This is a genomic window from Serratia sp. CY31944 (genome assembly GCF_052169175.1).
Taxonomy (GTDB): Bacteria; Pseudomonadota; Gammaproteobacteria; order Enterobacterales; family Enterobacteriaceae; genus Serratia; species Serratia sarumanii.
The window spans coordinates 104,136-127,690 of sequence record NZ_JBJNLG010000014.1; the positions used below are offsets into that span (position 1 = coordinate 104,136).

The window sequence follows — 23,555 nt, forward strand, 5'->3', positions numbered from 1 at the left end:
CTGGCGGGCCAGTTGCGCCAAGTTAGCAGACCAGTTTTCTGCCACATCGGCAGGGGGGCGCCGGCGATAAAAAACTGCGACCAGTGTAAGGATGTCGGCCAGCTAAAGGAATTGGTCAGTCCAAAATAAGCCAGAATCGTGAAGTGGATCAACCAATGAGGGGTTCGGTTTTGACAGCGCAGGGCGAAAGAGTAAGTTAAAGGTAACTGACATCTAAATTAAACTGGTATAACAGCATCGCAGTGCGAGACAGGCATAAGGACAAAACATGGAACAAACATGGCGTTGGTATGGCCCGAACGATCCGGTCTCTTTGGACGACGTGCGTCAGGCCGGGGCGACCGGGGTGGTGACGGCGCTGCATCATATCGCGAACGGCGACGTCTGGCCGATCGATGAGATCCGCGCGCGACAGGCGCTGTTGGCGGAAAAGGGGCTGGTGTGGTCGGTGGTGGAGAGCGTGCCGGTGCATGAGGAGATCAAAACCCACAGCGGCGACTGGCGGCGGTACATCGCCAATTATCAACAGTCGCTGCGCAACCTGGCGGCCTGCGGCATCGACACCGTCTGCTACAACTTCATGCCGATCCTCGACTGGACGCGCACCGATCTGGCCTATCCGCTGCCGGACGGTTCCAAAGCGCTGCGCTTCGATCAGATCGCCTTCGCCGCGTTCGAGCTGCATATCCTGCAGCGCGCCGGCGCGGAGGCCGATTATACGCCGCAAGAGCGCAGTCAGGCGGCGGCCTATTTCGCCGCCATGAGCGAGGAGGAAAAAAACCGGCTGACCGGCAACATCATCGCCGGGCTGCCGGGGGCGGAAGAGGGCTACACGCTGGAACAGTTCCGCCGCCGGTTGGCGGAGTACGACGGCATCGACAAGGCGCGGCTGCGCGAGAACATGGCGGTCTTTCTGCGCGCCATCGTGCCGGTGGCGGAAGAGGTCGGCATCCGGCTGGCGGTGCACCCCGACGATCCGCCGCGGCCGATCCTCGGCCTGCCGCGCATCGTCTCCACGATTGAAGACATGCAATGGCTGAAGCAGACCGTCGACAGCATCTATAACGGCTTCACCCTATGCACCGGTTCCTACGGCGTGCGCGCCGACAACGATCTGGTGCGGATGATTGAAACCTTTGGCGATCGCATTCACTTTACCCACCTGCGCGCCACCTGCCGCGAGGAGAACCCGAAAAGTTTCCATGAAGGGGCGCACCTGCAGGGCGATGTGGACATGGTGGCGGTGATCGAAGCGATCCTGACCGAAGAGTTGCGTCGGCAGCGGGCGGGCGATCGGCGGCCGATCCCGATGCGCCCCGATCATGGGCATCAGATGCTGGACGACTTGAAAAAGAAAACCAATCCGGGCTATTCGGCCATCGGGCGGTTGAAAGGGCTGGCGGAGCTGCGCGGCGTCGAGCTGGCGCTCAAGCGGCGTTTTTTCCCGGAGTTGCCGTAGCGGAAAATGAAACGGGGCCGCGTTCCGGCCCCGCTGGCGCGACTAGTCGGCGCGGCTCATGTAGCGGCGTTCGGCGATATGAATGCGAATTTTGTCGCCGGCGCTGAGGTATTCCGGCACGTGGATCACCAGGCCGGTCGCCATGGTGGCCGGTTTGTTGCGGGCGCTGGCGGAAGCGCCTTTGATGCCCGGCGCGGTCTCGACGATTTCCATATCCACGGTCTGCGGCAGCTCCAGCGCCAGCACCTGGCCGTCCAGCGTCAGCACCTGCATGCCCGGCAGGCCGCCTTCCGGAATGAACAGCAGCTCGTCTTCGATCTGGTCTTTCTTGAAGATGTACGGGGTGTAGTCTTCGTCATCCATGAACACGTATTCTTCGCCGTCGATATACGAGAAGTTCACCTTGCGGCGCGACAGGGAAATGGTGTCCAGGATATCGTCGCCCTTGAAGCGTTCTTCCACTTTCAGGCCGGTGCGCACGTCGGAGAAGCGCATTTTGTACAGGGTGCTGGCGCCGCGGGCGCTTGGGCTCTGCACGTCGATATCTTTTACCAGCAGCAGCTTGCCGTTGTAGCTGATCGCCATGCCGCGCTTAATTTCGTTAGCTCTTGCCATTTCAATTCATCCGCAATGAAGAGTATTAGAGAAGTTGCGACAAGGTACTCGCGCCGCCGATTTCAGGCAATAGCCCGGCGTAAAAACAGTGCGGGAAAGGGAGGGCGATCGCCCTCCCGTCGGGGATTAGCGGAAGACCGGCAGCAGGCCGAACAGCGAAAGAATATGCGCGGCGGCGTTGATCAGGCCGAACAGGATAACGAACAGGATCACGCCGTTGCCGCCCGGTGCTCGGTAACCGGCCTGCGGGTGGCGGCGGCGGCTGGCGCGCGCCATCAGCGCCGGCACGATCACCGCCCAGACGGTGGCCGCCAGCCCGGCGAAACCGATGGCGTACAGGAAACCGTTCGGGAACAGCAGCGCGGCCAGGGTCGGCGGCACAAAGGTCACCAGCGCGGTCTTGCTGCGTCCGACGGCGTCGTCCTTGAACTTGCAGAAGTCTGCCAGGTAGTCGAACAGGCCCAGCGACACGCCGAGGAACGAGCTGGCCAGCGCCATATAGGAGAAGGCGTTCAGCAGTTGGCTGACGGTCTGGCTGCTGGAGACGTTGCCCATTTGCTTGAGCAGGCTGCCGATGTTGCCGCCCTCGGCGATCACTTGCTTAAAGGCGTCGCGCGCGATATTGCCCTGGATCACGTACTGCCACAGGATGTAGATAGCCAATGCCAGCAGGGTGCCGTACACCAGGCTGCGCACCACGGAGCCGCTGTCCTTATGGTAATACTTCACCAGCCCGGGAATGTTGCCGTGGTAGCCGAATGAGGTCAGCAGGTAAGGCAGCGCCGCCAGGGCGTAAGGCAGATAGCTGGCCTGGTCATCGCCGGTGTTGAACAGCACCGCGGGCTGCACGTGGGTGAACATGTCGCCCACCGACATCACGAAGGTGATCACCATACCGCCGATCAAAATGGTGCTCAGGCGGTCGACCGCGCGGGTGGAGAGCCAGACGATAAACGCCACGACCAGCGCGAACACCAGGCCGGCGGTGGTCTGGCTGACGCCGACGATGCCCTCCAGCGTGTGGGCGATGATCGAGCCGCCGGCGGAGATATAGGCGTAGGTCAGGATATACAGCACGAATGCCACCGACAGGCCGTTCACGGCGTTCCAGCCTTTGCCCAGCAGATCCTTGACCATGGTGTTGAAGCTGGCGCCGCTCGGGTAGTGCAGCGTGGCTTCGAGGATCATCAGGCCGGAAAGCAACATGCAGGCCCAGGTATACACCAGCAGCGCGACGGAGCCGCTGAACCAGACACCGGAAGTGACGATCGGAATGGAAAACATGCCGGCGCCAACGGCGGTTCCGGCAATGATCATCGCGCCGCCGAGGATGGAAGGGCGGGCCAGCTTCTGGATGGTGTCCGTAGACATGCGTGCTCCTGAGGGATGGGTTCTTTTGTACTAGCTCAATGGTACATGGGCGCATGGCGCATGTAAAGCGTGGTAATTGCACGTTTCACGCGTTTTTGTCTTTAAATTAAGGTTTGTTGGGCGTTTTTTCGCCATAGGATGCAGCCGGCCGGCGCAGGGCGATGAGTGTAAAGATCGCCGGGACGCAGGGATTCTGCTGGCGGCCGCCGCGCGCGGCTGCTATTGTCGCGCTTCTTTTCCCCAGCCCACCAGGAGTAGCGCTGATGGACTGTCGCAGCGACTGCGGCGCCTGCTGTATCGCGCCGTCAATATCCAGCCCGATCCCCGGCATGCCGAACGGCAAGCCCGCCAATACCCGCTGCATTCATCTGGATGAACGGCTGCGCTGTGGCCTGTTTCATTCGCCGCTGCGGCCGAAGGTGTGCGGCAGCCTGCAGCCGAGCCGCGACATGTGCCACGATCACCGCGATCAGGCGCTGATTTATCTCGCCAGGCTGGAAGCGGACACCGCGCCTTAAGCTTCCCTCAACCGCCACAGACACAGCGTCGCGCCTGCCGCCATCGCCAGCGCGGCGTAAAACACCGCATGGTAATTCCAGATTTCCGCCACCGCACCGGCGATGGCGCCGGCGATGACCCAGCCTACCCGAATGGTGTTGGTGAACAGCGTGGTGGCCGTGCCGGCCTGACCGGGCATCAAATCCTGAAAGTAGAGCATGCCGATGCCCGCCAGCACGCCGATAAACGCCGCATTCAGCAGCTGCAGGGCAATCAGCGGCCAACTGCCGGTGATAAACAGCAGGCCGCAATAGAACAGCACGCCGGCGACCACCGCCCCGCGCATCAAACAACGCTTGCCGCAGCGTTTCGCCACCATGCCGGCGAGCAGCATGATTGGGATCTCCAGCCCGGCGGCGGCACCCATCAATATCCCGGCCAGCCGCTCCGGCAGCCGCAGCTCGTGCACCACATACAGCGGCATGTTGATCAGGTACATGCTGTTGGCGGTCCACATCAGGGTGCAGGCGACGAACAGCAGCAGCGAATCGCGGCGATGCTGCCGCGGTGCGGCCAGGGGCGCGTTCGTCGCCGCGGTTTTCGGCATCGAAGGCAGCCGCTTCCACACCAGCAGGCCGCACAGCACAAAGGCCGCCGCGCCCGCCAGATACATGACCTTAAAGCCGAAGCCCAGCGCCAGCGCGAAGGCGATCGGCGGGCCAATGACCCAGGCAAGGGAAACCTGGGCGCGCATGATGGAGGTGAACATCACCGCCTCGCGTCCGGTGCGATCGGCATGCTCGCGCGCCAGCGCAAACATCTGCGGATTGGCGGTGGAGCCGAAGCTGGTGAGCAGCACGCCGACGAGCAGCAGCAGGTAATAGTTGCGGCTCCAGGCGAACAGCGTGAACCCCAGCGCACCCAGCATGCAGCAGAGGAAGATCAGTGATTTGCGGTCGCCTTGTTTATCCGAACGGCCGGCGAGAAACTGGCTGACCAGAATGCCGATCACCGCGCTGCCGGTAAAGAACAACCCGACCAGCGCCGGCCGTACCTTGACCTCGGTTTCCAGAAACAGGCTCAGCGTCGGGGTTTGCAACGCGCCGGCGATGCCGGTCAGAAACGCCACCGCCAAAAAGGCCAGCGAAGTGAGATCGGGCGCGCGTCGCGTTACTGCGGATGAAGTCGGCATGGCGGTTGATAATTCGTCGAAAAAGGGAGGTCGCGCGCATCATACGCCCGTTGAAATGAAACGCAAACCGCTCCCTTGCGACGAAGGGTAAGCGGATATGTCGCGCGGCGACGAGGAAAAAAGGGGCGCGTTGCGCGCCCCCGTTTATCGCGGGATCAGGCGCCTTGCGGCACCGCGTGCGCGGTATTTTTCAATACCGGCCCCCGATACTTCTCGATCTGCAGCTGCGCCATCTGCCCGCAGTTGCCCTGCGCCAGGCTGGAAGAGCCGATGTCGAAGGTCAGGCAGTTGACGTTGCCGTTCTTGCACAGCGAGCCGGGCTGCGCCGGATCGGCCGGATCGAACCAGGCGCCTTCGCTGATGCGCACCACGCCCGGCCGCACGTCTTCGCTGACCACCGCCCCCACCAGGATCTGGCCGCGATCGTTGAACGCCCGCACCAGATCGCCGCCGCTGATGCCGCGCGGCTGCGCGTCCTGCGGGTGGATCAGGATCGCTTCACGATCCGCTACCGCGTATTTCTCGCGCAGCGGCGTGTTGTCGAGCTGAGAGTGCAGCCGGTTGGTCGGGTGCGCGGTATTGAGCGACAGCGGATACTTGGCCGCTTCCGGCCCGCGATACCACTCGTGCGGCGGCATCCAGGTCGGGATGCCGGGGCAATCCTCGTAATGCATTTTGGCGATGGCGTCGGAGTAGATCTCGATCTTGCCCGACGGCGTGCCCAGCGGGTTCAGCAGCGGGTTGTCGCGATAATCGGCGAAGCGCACCCACTGCTTATTGGCCTCCGGCACCGGGAAGCGCACGTAGTTGTTGGATTGCCAGAACATGTCGAACGGCGGCAGCGCCACCCGGGCGGCGCGCGCCTGGTTTTTCATGTCGTCGTACATGCCTTTCAGCCACTGGGTTTCATCCTTGCCCTCGGTAAAGGCTTCCTGCACGCCCAGCCTGGCCGCCATCGCCGAGAAGATGTCGAAGTCGCTGCGCGACTCGTGCTGCGGCGGCACGCATTGGTGCATCGGGAACACGTAGAGCTGCGAATAGTCGCCGCCCATTTCCAGATCGTTGCGCTCGTAGCTGGTGGTGGCCGGCAGCACGATGTCGGCATGCTTGGCGGTGGCGGTCCAGTAAGGCTCGTTGACCACGATGGTGTCCGGCCGCTGCCAGGCTTTGACCAAGTTATTGGTGTCCTGATGCTGGTGGAAGGTGTTACCGCCCGCCACATATACCATTTTCACCTCGGGGTAGGTGACCTTGGCGCCGTTGAAGTCGATGGTTTTGCCCGGGTTGCTCAGGCATTCGGCGATGCGCGCCACCGGGATCGGCGCCGGCGAGTTCTTCGGCGCGTTGCCGGCGGAGATGCCGGCGATGATGCCGCCCTTGGCGGTCGGGCTGCCGCCGGAGGAATAGTGGTAGCTGAAGCCGAAGCCGCCGCCCGGCAGGCCGATCTGGCCGAGCATCGCCGCCACCGTCACCAGCAGCCAGTGCTGCTGTTCGCCGTGGTGCTGGCGCTGAATGCCCCAGCCGCCCATGATCATGGTGCGGTGTTTCGCCATCTCGCGCGCCAGTTGGCGCAGCGTGTCGGCATCGACGCCGCTGATGTCGGCCGCCCATTCGGCGGTTTTCGCTACGCCGTCGCTCTCGCCCAGCAGGTAGGCCTGGAACTTGTCGAAGCCGACGGTGTAGGTTTTCAGGAAGTCCGGGTTATGCAGCTTCTCGGTCAGCAGCGTGTGGGCGATGCCGATCAGCATGGCGCCGTCGGTATAAGGGCGCGGGGCGATCCACTGCGCATTGACGAACTTGGCGCTGTCGCTGTGCACCGGATCGATGCTGATCACCCGGGTGCCTTTCTTCTTCAGCGCCTCGAAGCCGGTCTGGCCGACGTGATCCGGCACGTTCCAGCTGTTTTTCAGCGTGACCATCGGGTTGCAGCCCCACAGGATCACCAGCTCGCTGTTCTCAATTACGTTCGGCCAGGCGGTCTGCTGTTCGTAGACCTCCATCGAACCGACCACGTGCGACATGATCACCTGCGCCGCGCCGGTGGAGTAGTCGCCGGCGTAGCCGAGGAAACCGCCGGTCAGGTTCATCAAGCGTTGCAGCAGCGTGCGGCTGTTGTGCAGCATGCCGACGCTTTTCCAGCCGTAGGAACCGGCGTAGATCGACTGCGGCCCGTGATCTTTTTGCAGGCGAGTGATCTCATTGCACACCAGCTCGGTCGCTTTGTCCCAGCTGACGCGCACCCACTCGTCGCGGCCGCGCAGCTCGGTGCGGCTGCCGGGGCCGCCCTCCAGCCAGCTTTTACGCACCATCGGGTATTTGATGCGGTTCTCGGCGTGCACCTGATAAGGCGCCATGGCGATCAGCTCATTCGGATACGGATCGTCCTGCACCGGCTGCACGCCCACCATCTTGCCGTCCTGCACGATGGCCTCGAACGCGCCCCAGTGGGCGCCGGTCAGAATGCCTTTCTGCGCCTGGCGCAAGGCGATGAACTGCGGCAGCGCTTCGCTGATGGCCTGCGCCAGCGCCGCTTTGGGCCATAGGCCCGCCAGCAGCGGGGCGGCGGCCAGCGCGGCGGCCCCGGTCAGGAAGCGGCGGCGGCTCATGGTTAACGGTTGTTGGTTGCTCATTGCGCTTCTCCCTTAAAGCTTGGCCGGTGCGGCAGGTGGCATGTCGCTGGCGTGTTTTTGTACGTATTGCGTCAGCACGCGCAGCTGTTCCTGCGTCAGCGAGGTGCGCGGCGCCATGCCTTTGATGACGCCAATCCATTGGTTGGCGTTGAAGCGATCGAGCGCGGTCAGCCCGTGGCAGCCGGTGCAGTTGGCCGACATCATGTCCGCGGCGTAGCGCCAGATTTTTTGCTGATCGTCAATCAACTGTTTACGCGGCAGCCACACCTGCAAAGAGACCTGATGCCAGACCAGGCCGGTTTCCGCATCGGTCTGGGTGGAGGCGGTCTTCAGCTGTTGGCGTGCGTCTTCACCCAGCAGTACGCTGAGGATGCGTTTGCCCTGCGCGGCGTAGAACACTTCGCTGACGCCGTCCTGCTGCCAGCCGCTCACGGTGGCCAGCACCTTGTCGCCATCCTGTTTCACCACCTGCACTTCGGTGGAAGGCATCAGGTTGCCGGCGTTATGGCTGTCGTCCGCGCTGAGGAAGAACGGTTCGGTGGCGATGGTGTAGAGGGTGGTGGCGTCCGGCGCGGTCAGCGCCGCGGCCTTCGCCAGCTCGGCGGCGCCGGCCTGGGTTTCGCCGCTCATGTCCGGCAGGATGTGGGCCACGCCCTTATGGCAATCGATGCAGGTCTCGCCCTGTTTGATCGCCACCGGGTGCTGCAGGCGCGCCTCGGGGCGCTGGGCGGTGATGTCCATGGCGTCGTAGCTGTGGCAGGAGCGGCAGGTGGCTGAGTCGTTCTCTTTCAGCGTTTTCCAGACCGACTGCGCCATCGCCAGCTTGTGCGCTTCGTATTTTTCCGGCGTATCGATGGTGCCGACCATTTCGCCGTAAATGTCTTTCACCGCGCGGATTTTGGTCCACAGGTAATCGATCGGCTGGTGCGGCACGTGGCAGTCGGCGCACTCGGCGCGGATGCCCTTGGTGTTCTGGAAGTGAACGCTGCCCTGATATTCGGCCAGCGGCTGTTGCATGGTGTGGCAGGAAACGCAGAAGGCGGTATCGCTGGTTTTATGGAATACGGTGGCGGTCCCGGCCAACAGCGCCGCGCCGAGGATAATCCCCAGCAGCAAAAGCCATAGCCATCCCCACCGGCGCTTTTTTTCAAAGCCAGTCAGTTTTTTGCTCATGGTAAACCCGCTTATAATTATGAATTTAAAATAAAATCTTGCCAAAAGGCCGCCGACCGGAGGTCAGAATGCCACGTCGATTGCAGGGGTAATATAGAAGAGGGTTAACCCCATAGGGTTATCCGTAGTCAAAAAAAGGGCATATATCGCAAAAAATAGCGTTATATTCTGGTGTATATAGCGATGGGGTCGAGCGGCAGGGGAAGCGAACGCAGGACGCGTTCGCGATGGCTCAGGCCGTGGGCAAATAGGGCTGGCCGCTCAGCCATAGCCGGATGGCGGTGCGGCTGGCTTCGAAATGCGGTTCCGGCAGGGCGTCGGGCGCGCACCAGCGCCACTCGGCGCACTTTTCGGGTTCTTTCAACTCGGCGCTGCCGCCGGGGTGATCCACCTGCAGGCAAACAGACACCGTGTGTTTGCCTTCGGCGCGCCAGGTTTGCAGATTGTTGCTGACGCCCACGAAGCGCGGCGGATCGATGAGCAGCCCGGTCTCTTCGGCGATTTCGCGCCGGGCGCACTGCTCGAAGGTTTCACCGGCCTCCAGATGCCCGCCGGGGATCGACCAAAAGGGCGCGTGGGAACCGCAGCGCTTGCCCAACAAAATCTCGCCCTGCGGGTTGACGATGATCACCCCGACGCCGGTCACTACGTTCATGCTTTTCTCCGTCAGCAAAGTTTCAGCACAGTATGTCATTTTGCCCCGGCGCTGACCAATGCGCCGGCGAAAGTGTGCGTAAGCTCAAAAATCTGCAATGGCAAAAGGGAGAAAGCTTGCTTTCGCCTTGCGCTGCTCACACACTCCTTGAAACGTTTCAGCGTTATCCGGCCGCTTGTGGCGAGCGGGTAACGCTCCTTTTTCTCAATGAAGCTGAAACGATTCAATTCAGCAGGAGAGGAGAATCATGTTCCAGTTGTCACCGCAAGACATTCATCTGGGCGCCGCTGCCGCCGATAAGCAGGAGGCCATCCGCCAGGTGGCCGCCGCCCTGACCGAAGCCGGCTGCGTCAGCGCCGGTTACGTGGACGGCATGCTGCAGCGCGAACTGCAGACGTCCACCTATCTGGGCAACGGCATCGCCATTCCGCACGGCACCACCGATACCCGCGATCTGGTGCTGAAAACCGGCGTGCAGGTGTTCCAGTTCCCGCAGGGCATCGCCTGGGGCGAAGGCCAGACCGCCTATGTGGCGATCGGCATCGCCGCCCGTTCCGACGAGCATTTGGCGCTGCTGCGCCAGCTTACTCACGTGCTGAGCGATGACGGCGTGGCGGAGCGGCTGGCGAAAACCACCTCCGCGGAAGAGCTGCGCGGCCTGCTGATGGGCGAGCAGCAGAGCGCCGAATTCCAGTTCGACGTTTCGCTGATTGCGCTCGACGTCGCGGCCGACAGCCTGATGACGCTGCAGGCGCTGAACGCCGGCCGGCTGCAAAAGGCCGGCGCGGTCAACGCGCAATTCGTCAGCGATGCCATTACCCGCAAGCCGCTGAACCTGGGGCAGGGCATCTGGCTGAGCGACAGCGTTGAAGGCAACCTGGCCAGCGCGGCCACCGTCAGCCGCCCGGCGCAGGCTTTCGTGGAAGACGGCGAGCCGGTGGCGCTGCTGCTGACGGTGTCGGTCGCCGACGCGCAGCCGCTGGCGGTGCTCAACTACCTCAGCGACCTGCTGCTGGCCAACAAAGCTGAACGCCTGCTGAAGGCGGATGCCGCCGGGGTGCTGGCGCTGCTGACCAGCGAAGTGGCCGAGGAGAGCAGCGTACTGAGCGCCGAGTTCGTGATCCGCAACGAGCACGGCCTGCACGCACGGCCGGGCACGGCGCTGGTCAACGTGATCAAAAGTTTCAACAGTGACATCACCGTTACCAACCTGGACGGCAGCGGCAAGCCGGCCAACGGGCGCAGCCTGATGAAGGTGGTGGCGCTGGGCGTGAAAAAAGGGCATCACCTGCGCTTTACCGCCAATGGAGAAGATGCTGAAGCCGCGCTGAAGGCGATCGGCGAAGCGATTAATGAAGGACTGGGCGAGGGCGCAGCATGAGCAGAAGAGTAGCAACGATCACCCTGAACCCGGCGTACGATCTGGTGGGGTTTTGCCCGCAGCTCGAACGCGGGGAAGTCAACCGGGTAAAAACCGCCGGCCTGCACGCCGCCGGTAAGGGCATCAACGTCGCCAAGGTGTTGAAGGATTTGGGCATCGACGTCACCGTCGGCGGCTTCCTGGGCAAAGACAATCAGGACGGTTTCCAGCTGCTGTTCAGCGATCTGGGGATCGCCAACCGCTTCCAGGTGGTGCCGGGCCGCACCCGCATCAACGTCAAGCTGACGGAAAAAGACGGCGAAGTCACCGATTTCAATTTCTCCGGTTTTGAAGTGACGCCGCAGGACTGGGATCGCTTCGTCAGCGACTCGCTGAGCTGGCTGGGCCAGTTCGACATGGTGGCGGTGAGCGGCAGCCTGCCGGCCGGCGTCGATCCCGATGCCTTTACCGACTGGATGACCCAGCTGCGCGCCAAATGCCCGTGCATCATTTTCGACAGCAGCCGCGAAGCGCTGGTCGCCGGGTTGAAGGCCTCGCCGTGGCTGGTGAAGCCGAACCGCCGCGAGCTGGAGATCTGGGCCGGCCGCCCGCTGCCGGCGCTGGCGGACGTGGTCGAGGCCGCGCATGCGCTGCGCGAGCAGGGCATCGCCCACGTGGTGATCTCCCTCGGCGCGGAAGGCGCGCTGTGGGTTAACGCCTCCGGTGCCTGGATCGCCAAACCGCCGTCCTGTGAGGTGGTCAGCACCGTGGGCGCCGGTGATTCGATGGTCGGCGGCCTGATTTACGGCCTGCTGATGCGCGAATCCAGCGAACACACCTTGCGTCTGGCCACGGCGGTAGCGGCGCTGGCGGTCAGCCAGAGCAACGTCGGCGTGACCGATCGTCCCCAGTTGGCCGCGATGATGGCGCGCGTCGATCTGAAACCTTTCAATCAATAGCAGGAGGCAGAATGAAAACGCTGCTGATGGTAGACAGTTCGCTGGGGCAGGCCCGTGGCCACCTGGCGAAACGCATGCTGGAGGCCGCCGCGGCCAAAACCGGCCTGACGCTGGTCGAGTCGCTGCAGGACGCCGAACTGGTGGCGGTGGCGGGGCAGTCGGCCCCGGCTGACGCCGGGCTGAACGGCAAATTGGTGTATGTGGGCGATGTAGAACAGGCGGTGCGTGAACCGGACGCTTTTCTGGCGCGCGCCAAGGCCGAAGCTGAAACCTATCAGGCGCCGCAGGCGGCGCCGGTGAAAGCCGCCGGGCAAAAACGCATCGTGGCGATTACCGCCTGCCCAACCGGCGTAGCGCATACCTTTATGGCGGCCGAAGCCATTGAAAGCGAAGCGAATAAACGCGGCTGGTGGGTGAAGGTGGAAACGCGCGGCTCCGTCGGCGCCGGCAACGCCATCACCCCGGAAGAGGTGGCGGCGGCGGATCTGGTGATCGTCGCGGCGGATATTGAGGTGGACCTGGATAAATTCGCCGGTAAGCCGATGTACCGCACTTCCACCGGCCTGGCGCTGAAGAAAACTGCCCAGGAACTGGACAAGGCGCTGGCCGAGGCTGAGGTGTTCCAGCCGCAGCAGCGCGGTAGCGCGGCGCCGGCGGGTAAAAAGAAAGAGGGCAACGGCCCGTATCGTCACCTGCTGACCGGCGTGTCCTACATGCTGCCGATGGTGGTGGCCGGTGGCCTGTGCATCGCGCTGTCGTTCGTGTTCGGCATTAAGGCGTTTGAAGTCAAAGACACGTTGGCGGCGGCGCTGATGCAGATCGGCGGCGGCTCCGCCTTTGCGCTGATGGTGCCGGTATTGGCCGGTTTCATCGCCTTCTCCATCGCGGATCGCCCTGGCCTGACGCCGGGCCTGATCGGCGGCATGCTGGCGGTGAGCACCGGCGCCGGGTTCCTCGGCGGCATCATCGCCGGTTTCCTGGCGGGTTACGTCGCCAAGGCGATCAGCAGCAAGCTGCGCCTGCCGCAGAGTATGGAAGCGCTGAAGCCCATCTTGATCATTCCGCTGGTGGCCAGTCTGATCACCGGTCTTATCATGATTTACGTGGTCGGCACGCCGGTGGCGAAAATCATGGAAGGCCTGACTCATTGGCTGCAATCGTTGGGCACCGCCAACGCCGTGCTGCTGGGGGCGATCCTCGGCGGCATGATGTGTACCGACATGGGCGGCCCGGTGAACAAAGCGGCCTACGCCTTCGGCGTGGCGCTGCTCAGCTCCTCGGTGTATGCGCCGATGGCGGCGATCATGGCGGCGGGCATGGTGCCGCCGCTGGCGATGGGGCTGGCGACGCTGCTGGCGCGCCGCAAGTTCCCGAAATCCGAACAGGAAGGCGGCAAGGCAGCGCTGGTGCTGGGGCTGTGCTTCATCACCGAAGGGGCGATTCCGTTCGCCGCCCGCGACCCGATGCGCGTGCTGCCGTGCTGCATTGCCGGCGGGGCGCTGACCGGCGCGCTGTCGATGGCGTTCGGCGCCAAGCTGATGGCACCGCACGGCGGGCTGTTCGTGCTGCTGATCCCGGGCGCGATTTCGCCGGTGTTGCTGTACCTGGTGGCGATCGCCGCCGGTACGCTGCTGGCGGGCGTGGCTTACGCCCTGCTGAAACGTGCTGAAGTGCCGGCGGCCAGCGTGGCGTAACGGCGTCCAGCCATAAAAAAACCGGAGCCCAGGCTCCGGTTTTGTCGTTTTGGCGCCGCGTTACTGCTGCGCTTTCAGCCAGGCGATCTCTTCCGCCCAGATATCCGGGTTTACCGTTTCCAGAATCAGCGGGATATTGTCGAAGCGCGGATCGCGCATGATGTAGCTGAACACCGTTTTGCCGATGTTGCCTTCCCCCAGGCTATGGTGGCGGTCGACGCGGCTGTTGAACTCGCTCTTGGCGTCGTTCAGGTGCATGCCGCGCAGATAGTTGAAGCCGACGATGTCGCCGAGCTGTTTGAAGGTGTGTTCGCAGTCTTCTTCGGTGCGCAGATCGTACCCGGCGGCGAAGGCGTGACAGGTGTCGATGCAAACGCCGACGCGGCTTTTGTCTTCCACGCCGTCGATGATCGCCGCCAGGTGCTCGAATTTGAAGCCCAGGTTGCTGCCCTGGCCGGCGGTGTTTTCGATCACGGCCGTCACGCCGGCGGTTTTATCCAGCGCGATGTTGATCGATTCGGCGATGCGCGCCAGGCACTTGTCTTCATCGATTTGCAGCAGGTGGCTGCCGGGGTGGAAGTTCAGCAGCGTCAGCCCCAGCTGTTCGCAGCGCTGCAGCTCGTCGATGAACGCCTCGCGCGATTTTTCCAACGCGTCGGCCACCGGGTGGCCCAGGTTGATCAGGTAGCTGTCGTGCGGCAGGATCTGCCCCGGCCCGAAGCCGTACTGGGCGCAGGCGCTCTTGAACTTATCGATCACGTCGGCGGCCAGCGGCGCGGCCTTCCATTGACGCTGATTTTTGGTGAACAGGGCGAACGCGGTCGCCTCCAATTCGTGCGCGCGGATAACCGCCTGATCCACGCCGCCTGACGCGCTGACATGTGCACCGACAAACTTCATCTTCATTCTCCTGTGTTATCGGTGACATTATGGCATTGATGGCGGGCGGAATAAATGCGGCCCGCCGAAGCGAGCCGCAGAAGGGGCAGAAGGGAGTGATTAGAGCCAGTGTTGCACCAGCTGGTTTATCGCGCCGCCGCCGACCAGCAGCCAGACGAACAGCAGCGTGGCCAACAGAATCGGTTTCATCCCGGCCTGGCGCACGGCGCTGATGTGGGTGGTCAATCCCAGCGCCGCCATCGCCATCGCCAGCATCCAGGTGTCGGCGGTGATCAGGTGCTGCACCAGCGTGGCCGGCAGCAGGTTGAAGGAGTTCAGCCCGGCGACGGCGATAAACAGCACGGCGAACCACGGAATGGTAATCGCGGATTTTTCCGCCTTGCCTGCGCCGCCGCGGCTGATGTAGCCCGACAGCAGCAGCAGGAACGGCGCCAGCATCATCACGCGGATCATCTTGGCGATCACCGCCGCATTTTCGGCGTCAGGCCCGATGGCGTGCCCGGCCGCAACTACCTGAGCCACTTCGTGGATGGTGGAGCCGGCGTAGATGCCGAAGGTTTCCTGGCTGAACGGCAGCCACTGGAAGTGCTCGTTCAATTGATACAGCCACGGGTAGGCGAAGATCGCCAGGGTGCCGAACACCACCACGGTCGAGACCGCCACCGCCACTTTGCTGGAGTCGGCCTTCAGCACCGGCTCGGTGGCCATCACCGCCGCCGCGCCGCAAATGCTGCTGCCGGCGCCGATCAGCATCGCGGTCTGGCTGTCGATGCCGAACACTTTCTTGCCGAGCCAGCAGGCCAGCAGGAAGGTGGTGGTCAGGGTCAGCGCATCGATGATGATGCCGCTGGCGCCCACGTCGGCGATTTGCTGAAAGGTCAGGCGAAAGCCGTACAGGATAATGCCCAGACGCAGCAGGCGTTGTTTGGCCAGCTGTACGCCGCCGTGACAAACGGTTTGCCAGCGGGGATACAGCGTGTTGCCCACCAGAATGCCGAACAGGATCGCCAGCGTCAGCGCCCCCAGGCCCAGCTCCGCCACCCAGGGAATGTCGCCGGCCCAGACGGCCAGCGCGGTGAGCGCGCCGGTCAGCGCCAGCCCCGGCACCAGCCGCGGCAGGCCGAACAGCGGAAAGCGTCGCTCGGGGTAAGTATGAGTGGTATCAGTCGCCATAAAAGTCAGTCCTTCAGTCTGTTTCTTGCTGCCAAGAGTACGTTTGGGCTGAATAAAAGAGAAATTGATTATATATTTATAACCTATCTGAATAAGTGGTATGGCGTCAGGCATTGGCATACAGCCGCATTGCGGCTAGGGTGAGGAGGAGCGGCGTACCGCCGTCAACTTTCCAACTGAACAGGAGCAGGCGATGGATACCGACGATCAACGCAGAGAGCAGATAGACCGGGAAGTGGGCCGCGCGGTGCGGCGGTTGATTGAAGAAAACAAGGCGATCGACCGCGACCATCTCGTGGCGATGCTGCAATTGATACAGCGGGACGAAGCCGGCACGCCGCGCGAGGCGGCGCTGGCTGCGGCGGCGCAGCTGGTCGCCTTGGGTAAGTAGCGCGCCGAATTGGCCGTAAACGGGGTGGCCTCGCCGCGCTCCCCACAGCATGTTGACATCATTTTGCGGTTCTCTGGCAGAACCCTTTTTCATTACCGGGACGGCTATGCATATCACGTTGCGTCAACTGGAAGTCTTCACCGAAGTGCTGAAAAGCGGTTCGACCACTCAGGCCTCGGTGGTGCTGGCGCTGTCGCAGTCGGCGGTCAGCGCGGCGCTGGCGGATCTGGAGGGGCAGCTGGGCGTGCAGCTGTTCGATCGCGTCGGCAAACGGCTGGTGATCAACGAGCACGGCCGGTTGCTGTATCCCAAGGCGCTGGCGCTGCTGGAGCAGGCGGGGGAGATCGAGCAGCTGTTTCGCCATGACGGCGGGGCGCTGCGCATCGCCGCCAGCAGCACCATCGGCAACTACATGCTGCCGGAGATGATCGCCCGTTACCGCCGGGACTTTCCGGCCACGCCGCTGGAGCTGAACGTCGGCAACAGCCAGGACGTGATCGTGGCGGTGGCGGATTTCCGCGTCGATCTGGGGCTGATCGAAGGGCCTTGCCATATGCCGGAGCTGGTGACGCAGCCGTGGCTGGAGGACGAGCTGGTGGTGTTCGCCGCGCCGGACAACCCGCTGACCCGTCAGCCGCCAACGCTGGAGGCGCTGGCCAATGCCCCTTGGATCCTGCGCGAGCGCGGTTCGGGCACCCGTGAGGTGCTGGATCATCTGCTGTTGGCGCACCTGCCGCATTTCCAGCTGGTGATGGAGCTCGGCAACTCGGAGGCGATCAAGCACGCGGTGCGGCACGGCATCGGCATCAGCTGCCTGTCGCGGCGGGTGGTGGCGGAACAGTTGGCCAGCGGCGCGCTGGTGGAACTGCCGGTGCCGCTGCCGCCGCTGCGGCGCACCCTGTACCTAATCCGCCATCGGCAAAAGCACATTTCCAACGCCTTGCAGCGTTTTCTCAGCTATTGCGCGCTGTAATCGACAGCGCGTCACGTCCTCTGCTGCCGCGCAGGCCGAAGAAAGCATAAAAACCTGCGCGCGCTCACATTAATGAGAGTAAGTAAGGCCATAAGGGTCGCGGCTAATAATTGCCTCTGAATTATGAAGCTATCTTATATCAGTGCAATGTTGCTAGTTCACCGGCGGGTATTTGTTACAATCCGCCCTCATTTTTTCAAAGAGCAGATAGGGTACGAATGGCTCAGCAGGATATAAAAACATCGGGGCAGCAAGCACCCGGATTGCGCCGCGAGCTGAAAGCCCGGCATTTGACCATGATCGCCATTGGCGGCTCCATCGGCACCGGCCTGTTTGTCGCCTCGGGCGCCACGGTTTCTCAGGCAGGCCCCGGCGGGGCGCTGTTGTCTTACGCTCTGATCGGTTTGATGGTGTACTTCCTGATGACCAGCCTGGGCGAACTGGCGGCCTTTATGCCGGTTTCCGGTTCATTCTCCACCTACGGCGCCAAATACGTGGAAGAAGGCTTCGGCTTCGCGCTGGGCTGGAACTACTGGTACAACTGGGCGGTGACCATCGCCGTTGACCTGGTGGCTTCGCAATTGGTGATGAGCTACTGGTTCCCGGACACCCCCGGCTGGATCTGGAGCGCGCTGTTCCTCGGCCTGATGTTCCTGCTGAACTACATTTCGGTGAAAGGGTTCGGCGAGGCGGAATACTGGTTCGCGCTGATCAAGGTCAGCACCGTGATTATCTTCATCGCCGTCGGCATGCTGATGATCGTCGGCATTCTGAAAGGCGGCGAGCACGCCGGCTGGCAGAACTGGACGATAGGGGACGCGCCGTTCGCCGGCGGCTTCTCGGCGATGATTGGCGTGGCGATGATCGTCGGCTTCTCGTTCCAGGGCACCGAGCTTATCGGCATCGCGGCCGGCGAATCGGAGAACCCGGGTAAAAACATCCCGCGCGCGGTGCGTCAGGTGTTCTGGCGTATTCTGCTGTTCTATATCTTCGCCATTCTGATCATCAGCCTGATCATTCCGTACACCGATCCGAGCCTGCTGCGCAATGACGTGAAAGACATCAGCGTCAGCCCGTTCACCCTGGTGTTCCAGCATGCTGGCCTGCTGTCGGCGGCGGCGGTGATGAACGCGGTGATCCTGACGGCGGTGCTGTCCGCCGGTAACTCGGGCATGTACGCCTCTACCCGCATGCTGTACACCCTGGCGTCGGAAGGCAAGGCGCCGCGCATCTTCGCCAAGCTGTCGAAAGGCGGCGTGCCGCGCAACGCGCTGTATGCGACCTGCGTGGTGGCCGGGCTGTGCTTCCTGACCTCGATGTTCGGCAACCAGTCGGTTTACCTGTGGCTGCTGAATACCTCGGGCATGACCGGTTTCATCGCCTGGTTGGGCATCGCCATCAGCCACTACCGTTTCCGTCGCGGTTACATGCTGCAGGGGCGCGATCTGAACGACTTGCCATACCGTTCCGGGTTCTTCCCGCTGGGGCCGATCTTCGCCTTCGTGCTGTGCCTGATCATTACCCTGGGCCAGAACTACCAGGCCTTCCTGCAAGACAAGATTGACTGGTACGGCGTGACCGCCACCTACATCGGCATTCCGCTGTTCCTGCTGATTTGGTTCGGTTACAAGCTGTCGCGCGGCACCCGCGTCGTGAAGTACAGCGAAATGGAATTCCCGAAGATGGACGTGAAGTAATCTTCGGTGAGTGACACGCGGCGGGAGCTCCCGCCGCGTGTGGTTTTACTTTTTCCCGCTTTTGGCTTCCGCCAGTGCCTGCTGCGCCGAACTCATCAAATCTTCCACCGTCGCATAATCCTGCGTCAGCGCCAAAATGCCGGCGTTGAGTTGCATGTTCACCTCGCCGAACGCGCCAAAATCGTAGGGCGCTTCCAGCGGCGGCACAATGCGCGCCAGGAACTCGCTTTCCGCGCCGTAGGGCAGATCGTGCACCAGTATCAAAAACAGGCCGCCGGTGTAGCGGCAGACGTAGTCGCTGGGGCGGATCAGCGTCTTGAGGCGCTCGCCGACGGTGCGCAGCACGTCGTCGCCGATCTGCACGCCGTGGCTTTGGTAAAGCGCCGCCAGCGGGCCGAATTCAAGAATGAACAGGTGAGAGATTGGCTGTGTCGTACCAGGGCGGCAGATGTTGCGCATCACCGCCTCGCCGCCCGCGCGGTTGAGGAAACCGGTCAGGCGATCGCGGTGGGACGCCTGCTGCTTCTCCCACGCCAGCGTGACGTGCTGTACCCGCTGGCGGTGGTAGCGCGCGATCATGCCATGGGCCAGCACCAGCCACAGCGGCGTGAGATCCGCCAGGACGAACAGGTTTTGCACGCGCGACAGCGGCGCCGCCAGCAGGTAGGGCAGCGTCAGCGCGATCACCTCAAGCAGCGCGAAACGCGGCGCGGCGGCATGGCGCTGCATCAGCCAGCAGGCCAGAGCGGTGATCGTCAGACCGGCGAACAGGATCAGCACAAAGCGGCCCGACAGCATCGCCAGCGCGGCGCTGGCGCCGACCAGCAGCATCCATAGCAACACCGTCACCAGCATGGCGTCCGGCCAGGCGGGTTGGCGCCTCTGCGCCAGCCAGGCGCGCCCGGCGGTCAGCAGCAGCAACAGCAGCAGCAGAACGATACCGACCAGCCGCTGGTTCAGCCAGGCGTACCCCACCAACAGCGCCGCCGGCCCCACGGCATTCAGCCAGGGAGTGAGAGGAGAGGGCGTCAGCGTGAGCCGCAGCTGGCGTTTAAACGGCTCGTCATCGGCGTGCAGCGGGCTGTGCAACAGCCAGTTCAGCAGCGCCGGGCGTTTGGGCGTTACCGCCGGAGATGGACTTCTCATTACAGCCTCGTCAATAAGGCCGCTCTTGCGGCGGCCTGAAGTTTTTTGCACGCTCGGTGCTGTGATTTTGGATTCTATGTGGTTTTTTCGTTATTTGTCAGAGTCTGGTCGGATCAGGAATAACTTTCAGAATAATGAACCTGCTGGCCGCAGCGGGGGTAAACGCGATGGATTGAAGAATGGCGTGGAAAAACAATTTATTACATTTCGATAACGCCGTTTTCACCTATTGATATGATTGATAAGTATTATCGTTTGCTTTATTGTTGACGGCTGCGCGCAGGCTGTCGCCGCGCGGTTTACGGCGGACGCTTTCGCGCCGCTGTCATGATGGTTGTAACAGGTATCTTAACGAATGAGCGTATCCACCGATCCCATGACTGACGCCAAGGGGCAACCCAACGCCGGCGTGATGGGGCGTTATCAGCATATTCTTCGCCATCGCCTGTTGATGATGGGCGTATTGGCACTGGCGATCCTGGGCTCGCTGCTGCTGGATTTCACCATGGGGCCGTCCGGGCTGTCGCTGTCGTCCTTATGGCAAACGCTGCTTGACCCCGCGGCGGCCGATGCCGGCACGCGGGTGATCGTCTGGGACATCCGCTTGCCTTACGCGCTGATGGCGGTGGTGGTGGGGTTTGCGCTCGGCCTGGCCGGGGCGGAAATGCAGACCATCCTGAATAACCCGCTGGCCAGCCCCTTTACCCTCGGCGTGTCTTCCGCCGCGGCCTTTGGCGCCGCGCTGGCGATCGTGCTCGGCATCGGCATTCCGGGCATTCCCGATCAGTGGTTCATCTCCGCCAACGCCTTTATCTTCGCGCTGTTCGCCGCGCTGATGCTCGACGGCATCACGCGCTGGACGCGGGTCGCCACCTCCGGCGTGGTGCTGTTCGGCATCGCGCTGGTGTTTACCTTCAACGCGCTGGTGTCGATGATGCAGTTCATCGCCAGCGAGGACACGCTGCAGGGGCTGGTGTTCTGGACCATGGGCAGCCTGGCGCGCGCCTCGTGGGACAAGCTGGGCATTCTGTTCGGCGTGTTCGCCGTGCTGCTGCCGCTGTCGATGATGAGCTCGTGGAAACTGACCGCGCTGCGCCTGGGTGAAGACCGGGCGGTGAGCTTCGGCATCGACGTGCGCCGTCTGCGGCTGACCACGCTGCTGCGCATCAGCATCCTTTCGGCGCTGGCGGTGGCGTTCGTCGGGCCGATCGGCTTTATCGGCCTGGTGGCGCCGCACATCGCCCGCATGATCTTCGGCGAAGATCACCGTTTCTATCTGCCGGCCAGCGCGCTGATTGGCGCGCTGGTGCTGTCGATGGCCTCGGTGGCGTCGAAAAATTTGGTGCCTGGCGTGATCATTCCGGTGGGCATCGTCACGTCGCTGGTCGGGGTGCCGTTCTTCCTGAGCATTATTCTGCGCCACCGGGGGAACGTATGAGCCAGGGCCTGCGAATAGAACACTTCTCGGCGGGCTACCCGAAGCGCCAGGTGATCGACGATCTCTCGGTGCCGATGCTGCCGCGCGGGCAAATCACCGTGCTGCTGGGGCCGAACGGCAGCGGCAAATCGACGCTGCTGCGCTCGCTGGCCGGGCTGAACCCGGCGCAGGGCAAGCTGTGGCTGGACGACGGCGATCTGATGCAGATGCCGTTCGCCCGTCGGGCGGAGAAAGTGGTGTATTTGCCGCAGTCGCTGCCCGCCGGGGTGCATCTGCACGTGCTGGAGTCGATCATCGTGGCGCAGCGCGCCTCGGGCGGCCGCAGCAACGCCGGCAGCGAAGCGGAAGTGATGGCTTTGCTGGAGCAATTGGGTATCGCCCACCTGGCGCTGAGCTATCTCGATCAGCTGTCCGGCGGCCAGAAACAGCTGGTGGGGTTGGCGCAGTCGCTGATCCGTCAGCCCTCGCTGCTGCTGCTGGATGAGCCGCTGAGCGCGCTCGATCTCAACTATCAATTCCACGTGATGGATTTGGTGCGCCGCGAAACCCGCAAGCGCAACATCGTGACGGTGGTGGTGGTGCACGACATCAACATCGCGCTGCGCCACGGCGACCACGTGCTGATGCTGCAGGATGGCGATCTGATCGCCGACGGCGCGCCGGATCAGGTGATTACGCCGCAGAGCCTGGCGCGGGTCTACGGCGTGCGCGGGCGTATCGAGCGCTGTTCGCAGGGCACGCCGCAGGTGCTGATAGACGGTCTGGTGAACCAGCCGACGATTTAATCCAAGAAAAAGCCCGGCATCGCCGTAATGCCGATCAGTTAAGGATCGGTTGACCGATCCTTAATCTGCGGCACTATAACGGCTCCACAACAGGGAGCCGTTCTCATATGCCACTTCTCAACGACTTGCTGGATTTCAGCGAAAATCCACTGATGCCACTCCCTTCAGCTCAGCTTTTTGCTGAACACCTGCCCGTTGAGTGGCTCCAGCACTGCCTTTCCCTTTCTTCCCATGCCACCGTTAGACGCCGCCGCTTACCCGGTGATATGGTCGTTTGGATGGTGGTCTGCATGGCGTTTTTCCGCAATGAACCTATCACCGAAATTGTTCGTCGTCTCAATCTAAGCGCCGATGGAGAAGCCGGAACGCAGTTGCTTGCCCGCAGTGCCATCACTCAGGCCAGGCAACGCGTCGGGGCAGCACCCGTGGAATGGCTGTTTCGCCAGACGGCTCATGTCTGGGGGACTGAGCGCTATCCCAAAGATGACTGGAAAGGTCTGCAGCTCTTCGCGGTTGATGGCGCACAGCTGCGCACGCCGGATGAACCTGAACTGCGTGAACACTTCGGCTCCAGCAACACATCCACGGAACGGCAGAGCCCTTTCCCGGTGATGCGTCTGGTGGCCCTGATGAACCTGAACAGTCATGTCTTACTGGATGCCGTCACCGGCCCTTATCGCTGCAGTGAGACCCGGCTGGCACATACCCTGATTAAGGCGTTGCCGGATAACTCAATCACGTTGTTCGATAAGCTTTTTCACAGCGCTGACCTGCTGTTGACGCTGAATCGAAGTGGCGAAAACCGCCACTGGCTGTTGCCGGCGCGCAAAGATATCGTCTCGGAGGTTCAGGAAAGTTACGGAGCGGGAGACCGGCTACTGAAAATGAGAGTCTCTCCGCAGGCCCGAAAACAGAACCCGTCCTTACCGGAGTATTGGTATGTACGGGCGGTCAGTTATGCGTTGAACGGAGTGGAAAAAACGGTGCTGACTTCATTACCCGCCAATCGTTATCCGGCAAAAGCGGTAGCAGAGCTTTATCATTGCCGGTGGGAAATCGAGGTTGGGTTCAGGAACATCAAAAGTAGCCTGCAGAGTAATGCGCTGGTGTTGAGAAGCAGAAAGGTCGAGCTGTTACATCAAGAGGTCTGGGGGCTGCTGCTGGCTTATAACCTTATCCGCCGGGAGGCGGCGCTGGCGGCCAGACAGCATAAAAGGGCACCGTCGGAAATCAGCTTCAAGTTCGCTTTTGATGTGATATCGGCGGAGCTGTTCTGGCTGGGAAACACGCTATCACCGGGCACAATCCCCAAACGGCTCATGCACCTAAGAGGCAGTGTAGAAGCGATGTTCATAGCAAAACGCCCCCGACCATCAAGGCCGAGGGCAGTTAAGTTATCAAAAACGCGCTATCCGGTGAATCGCAACGCAGCTCCGCTTAAGTGAA

The 23,555-nt window shown here is 62.4% G+C and carries 20 protein-coding genes; 11 read left to right on the plus strand and 9 right to left on the minus strand.

The window, feature by feature from the left end; genetic code table 11:
• The first annotated feature begins 268 nt into the window (after positions 1-268).
• Positions 269-1,459, plus strand: a complete 1,191-nt coding sequence (uxuA, locus tag ACJ8IN_RS15625) for a mannonate dehydratase (RefSeq protein ID WP_033635272.1) — start codon at positions 269-271, stop codon at positions 1,457-1,459.
• 42 nt (positions 1,460-1,501) lie between these two features.
• Here the strand turns inward: uxuA and yeiP are convergent, their stop codons facing one another.
• Positions 1,502-2,074 (minus strand): elongation factor P-like protein YeiP, encoded by a 573-nt coding sequence (gene yeiP / locus ACJ8IN_RS15630; RefSeq protein ID WP_004935725.1) that lies wholly within the window; start codon positions 2,072-2,074, stop codon positions 1,502-1,504.
• Between the two features lie 126 nt (positions 2,075-2,200).
• Positions 2,201-3,445, minus strand: coding sequence for a tryptophan permease (gene mtr, locus ACJ8IN_RS15635; RefSeq protein ID WP_308325911.1), 1,245 nt, complete (start codon positions 3,443-3,445; stop codon positions 2,201-2,203).
• A 263-nt stretch (positions 3,446-3,708) separates the two neighbouring features.
• On the opposite strand from mtr, the gene ACJ8IN_RS15640 reads away from it, so the two are divergent.
• A complete protein-coding gene (locus ACJ8IN_RS15640) occupies positions 3,709-3,963 on the plus strand; it encodes a YkgJ family cysteine cluster protein (RefSeq protein WP_015378527.1) in 255 nt (84 codons plus the stop codon).
• Here ACJ8IN_RS15640 and ACJ8IN_RS15645 read toward each other — a convergent pair.
• The 4 genes from ACJ8IN_RS15645 to ACJ8IN_RS15660 all read right to left on the minus strand — a co-directional run bounded on the left by ACJ8IN_RS15645 (position 3,960) and on the right by ACJ8IN_RS15660 (position 9,593).
• Positions 3,960-5,135 carry a sugar efflux transporter gene (locus ACJ8IN_RS15645; protein ID WP_039565078.1) on the minus strand — a complete coding sequence of 392 codons (1,176 nt, stop codon included), beginning with the start codon at positions 5,133-5,135 and terminating at the stop codon, positions 3,960-3,962. The genes ACJ8IN_RS15640 and ACJ8IN_RS15645 overlap by 4 nt on opposite strands.
• Before the next feature lie 155 nt (positions 5,136-5,290).
• Positions 5,291-7,765 carry a trimethylamine-N-oxide reductase TorA gene (torA, locus tag ACJ8IN_RS15650; RefSeq protein ID WP_033648002.1) on the minus strand — a complete coding sequence of 825 codons (2,475 nt, stop codon included), beginning with the start codon at positions 7,763-7,765 and terminating at the stop codon, positions 5,291-5,293.
• A 12-nt stretch (positions 7,766-7,777) separates the two neighbouring features.
• Positions 7,778-8,938, minus strand: coding sequence for a NapC/NirT family cytochrome c (locus tag ACJ8IN_RS15655; protein ID WP_033648001.1), 1,161 nt, complete (start codon positions 8,936-8,938; stop codon positions 7,778-7,780).
• A gap of 232 nt (positions 8,939-9,170) precedes the next feature.
• A complete protein-coding gene (locus ACJ8IN_RS15660) occupies positions 9,171-9,593 on the minus strand; it encodes a nucleotide triphosphate diphosphatase NUDT15 (protein WP_033635266.1) in 423 nt (140 codons plus the stop codon).
• Between the two features lie 247 nt (positions 9,594-9,840).
• Between ACJ8IN_RS15660 and fruB the strand changes: the two genes are divergently transcribed.
• Genes fruB through fruA form a run of 3 tightly spaced genes read left to right on the plus strand, consistent with a single transcriptional unit; the run spans position 9,841 to position 13,606 of the window.
• Positions 9,841-10,974, plus strand: a complete 1,134-nt coding sequence (fruB, locus tag ACJ8IN_RS15665; protein WP_033635264.1) for a fused PTS fructose transporter subunit IIA/HPr protein — start codon at positions 9,841-9,843, stop codon at positions 10,972-10,974.
• Complete coding sequence (gene fruK, locus ACJ8IN_RS15670; protein WP_308325910.1) at positions 10,971-11,912, plus strand: 1-phosphofructokinase; 942 nt, start codon at positions 10,971-10,973, stop codon at positions 11,910-11,912. Before fruB ends, fruK begins: the two co-directional genes overlap by 4 nt.
• 11 nt (positions 11,913-11,923) lie before the next feature.
• Positions 11,924-13,606: a PTS fructose transporter subunit IIBC gene (gene fruA / locus ACJ8IN_RS15675; RefSeq protein ID WP_049195140.1), complete on the plus strand. Its 1,683-nt coding sequence runs from the start codon at positions 11,924-11,926 to the stop codon at positions 13,604-13,606.
• A gap of 60 nt (positions 13,607-13,666) precedes the next feature.
• Here the strand turns inward: fruA and nfo are convergent, their stop codons facing one another.
• On the minus strand, positions 13,667-14,506 hold the full coding sequence (gene nfo, locus ACJ8IN_RS15680; protein ID WP_033635262.1) for a deoxyribonuclease IV: 840 nt from the start codon (positions 14,504-14,506) through the stop codon (positions 13,667-13,669).
• 99 nt (positions 14,507-14,605) lie between these two features.
• Positions 14,606-15,679: a YeiH family putative sulfate export transporter gene (locus ACJ8IN_RS15685; protein ID WP_033653801.1), complete on the minus strand. Its 1,074-nt coding sequence runs from the start codon at positions 15,677-15,679 to the stop codon at positions 14,606-14,608.
• A gap of 193 nt (positions 15,680-15,872) precedes the next feature.
• On the opposite strand from ACJ8IN_RS15685, the gene ACJ8IN_RS15690 reads away from it, so the two are divergent.
• From ACJ8IN_RS15690 to ACJ8IN_RS15700, 3 genes are all read left to right on the plus strand, one after another.
• Positions 15,873-16,070, plus strand: coding sequence for a hypothetical protein (locus ACJ8IN_RS15690; RefSeq protein ID WP_033647996.1), 198 nt, complete (start codon positions 15,873-15,875; stop codon positions 16,068-16,070).
• Between the two features lie 106 nt (positions 16,071-16,176).
• On the plus strand, positions 16,177-17,043 hold the full coding sequence (gene yieE / locus ACJ8IN_RS15695) for a DNA-binding transcriptional regulator YeiE (protein ID WP_016926991.1): 867 nt from the start codon (positions 16,177-16,179) through the stop codon (positions 17,041-17,043).
• A 218-nt stretch (positions 17,044-17,261) separates the two neighbouring features.
• Positions 17,262-18,740, plus strand: a complete 1,479-nt coding sequence (locus tag ACJ8IN_RS15700; protein WP_308325909.1) for an amino acid permease — start codon at positions 17,262-17,264, stop codon at positions 18,738-18,740.
• 45 nt (positions 18,741-18,785) lie between these two features.
• Here ACJ8IN_RS15700 and ACJ8IN_RS15705 read toward each other — a convergent pair whose 3' ends face one another.
• Entirely contained in the window at positions 18,786-19,886 is a 1,101-nt protein-coding gene (locus ACJ8IN_RS15705; protein WP_308325908.1) for a GGDEF domain-containing protein, read from the minus strand.
• A gap of 355 nt (positions 19,887-20,241) precedes the next feature.
• Here ACJ8IN_RS15705 and ACJ8IN_RS15710 point away from each other — a divergent pair, with 355 nt between their 5' ends.
• The 3 genes from ACJ8IN_RS15710 to ACJ8IN_RS15720 all read left to right on the plus strand — a co-directional run bounded on the left by ACJ8IN_RS15710 (position 20,242) and on the right by ACJ8IN_RS15720 (position 23,554).
• A complete protein-coding gene (locus ACJ8IN_RS15710; protein WP_031300718.1) occupies positions 20,242-21,324 on the plus strand; it encodes a FecCD family ABC transporter permease in 1,083 nt (360 codons plus the stop codon).
• Positions 21,321-22,109, plus strand: coding sequence for an ABC transporter ATP-binding protein (locus ACJ8IN_RS15715; RefSeq protein WP_033647994.1), 789 nt, complete (start codon positions 21,321-21,323; stop codon positions 22,107-22,109). The genes ACJ8IN_RS15710 and ACJ8IN_RS15715 overlap by 4 nt, the downstream gene beginning before the upstream one ends.
• Positions 22,110-22,216: 107 nt before the next feature.
• Complete coding sequence (locus ACJ8IN_RS15720; RefSeq protein ID WP_060422635.1) at positions 22,217-23,554, plus strand: IS4 family transposase; 1,338 nt, start codon at positions 22,217-22,219, stop codon at positions 23,552-23,554.
• The last annotated feature ends 1 nt before the right edge of the window (position 23,555 follow it).

Coding starts and splice junctions, on each gene's coding strand:
- uxuA (WP_033635272.1), top strand. CDS start 269: ATGGAACAAACATGGCGTTGGTATGGCCCGAACGATCCGGTCTCTTTG.
- yeiP (WP_004935725.1), bottom strand. CDS start 2,074: ATGGCAAGAGCTAACGAAATTAAGCGCGGCATGGCGATCAGCTACAAC.
- mtr (WP_308325911.1), bottom strand. CDS start 3,445: ATGTCTACGGACACCATCCAGAAGCTGGCCCGCCCTTCCATCCTCGGC.
- ACJ8IN_RS15640 (WP_015378527.1), top strand. CDS start 3,709: ATGGACTGTCGCAGCGACTGCGGCGCCTGCTGTATCGCGCCGTCAATA.
- ACJ8IN_RS15645 (WP_039565078.1), bottom strand. CDS start 5,135: ATGCCGACTTCATCCGCAGTAACGCGACGCGCGCCCGATCTCACTTCG.
- torA (WP_033648002.1), bottom strand. CDS start 7,765: ATGAGCAACCAACAACCGTTAACCATGAGCCGCCGCCGCTTCCTGACC.
- ACJ8IN_RS15655 (WP_033648001.1), bottom strand. CDS start 8,938: ATGAGCAAAAAACTGACTGGCTTTGAAAAAAAGCGCCGGTGGGGATGG.
- ACJ8IN_RS15660 (WP_033635266.1), bottom strand. CDS start 9,593: ATGAACGTAGTGACCGGCGTCGGGGTGATCATCGTCAACCCGCAGGGC.
- fruB (WP_033635264.1), top strand. CDS start 9,841: ATGTTCCAGTTGTCACCGCAAGACATTCATCTGGGCGCCGCTGCCGCC.
- fruK (WP_308325910.1), top strand. CDS start 10,971: ATGAGCAGAAGAGTAGCAACGATCACCCTGAACCCGGCGTACGATCTG.
- fruA (WP_049195140.1), top strand. CDS start 11,924: ATGAAAACGCTGCTGATGGTAGACAGTTCGCTGGGGCAGGCCCGTGGC.
- nfo (WP_033635262.1), bottom strand. CDS start 14,506: ATGAAGTTTGTCGGTGCACATGTCAGCGCGTCAGGCGGCGTGGATCAG.
- ACJ8IN_RS15685 (WP_033653801.1), bottom strand. CDS start 15,679: ATGGCGACTGATACCACTCATACTTACCCCGAGCGACGCTTTCCGCTG.
- ACJ8IN_RS15690 (WP_033647996.1), top strand. CDS start 15,873: ATGGATACCGACGATCAACGCAGAGAGCAGATAGACCGGGAAGTGGGC.
- yieE (WP_016926991.1), top strand. CDS start 16,177: ATGCATATCACGTTGCGTCAACTGGAAGTCTTCACCGAAGTGCTGAAA.
- ACJ8IN_RS15700 (WP_308325909.1), top strand. CDS start 17,262: ATGGCTCAGCAGGATATAAAAACATCGGGGCAGCAAGCACCCGGATTG.
- ACJ8IN_RS15705 (WP_308325908.1), bottom strand. CDS start 19,886: ATGAGAAGTCCATCTCCGGCGGTAACGCCCAAACGCCCGGCGCTGCTG.
- ACJ8IN_RS15710 (WP_031300718.1), top strand. CDS start 20,242: ATGAGCGTATCCACCGATCCCATGACTGACGCCAAGGGGCAACCCAAC.
- ACJ8IN_RS15715 (WP_033647994.1), top strand. CDS start 21,321: ATGAGCCAGGGCCTGCGAATAGAACACTTCTCGGCGGGCTACCCGAAG.
- ACJ8IN_RS15720 (WP_060422635.1), top strand. CDS start 22,217: ATGCCACTTCTCAACGACTTGCTGGATTTCAGCGAAAATCCACTGATG.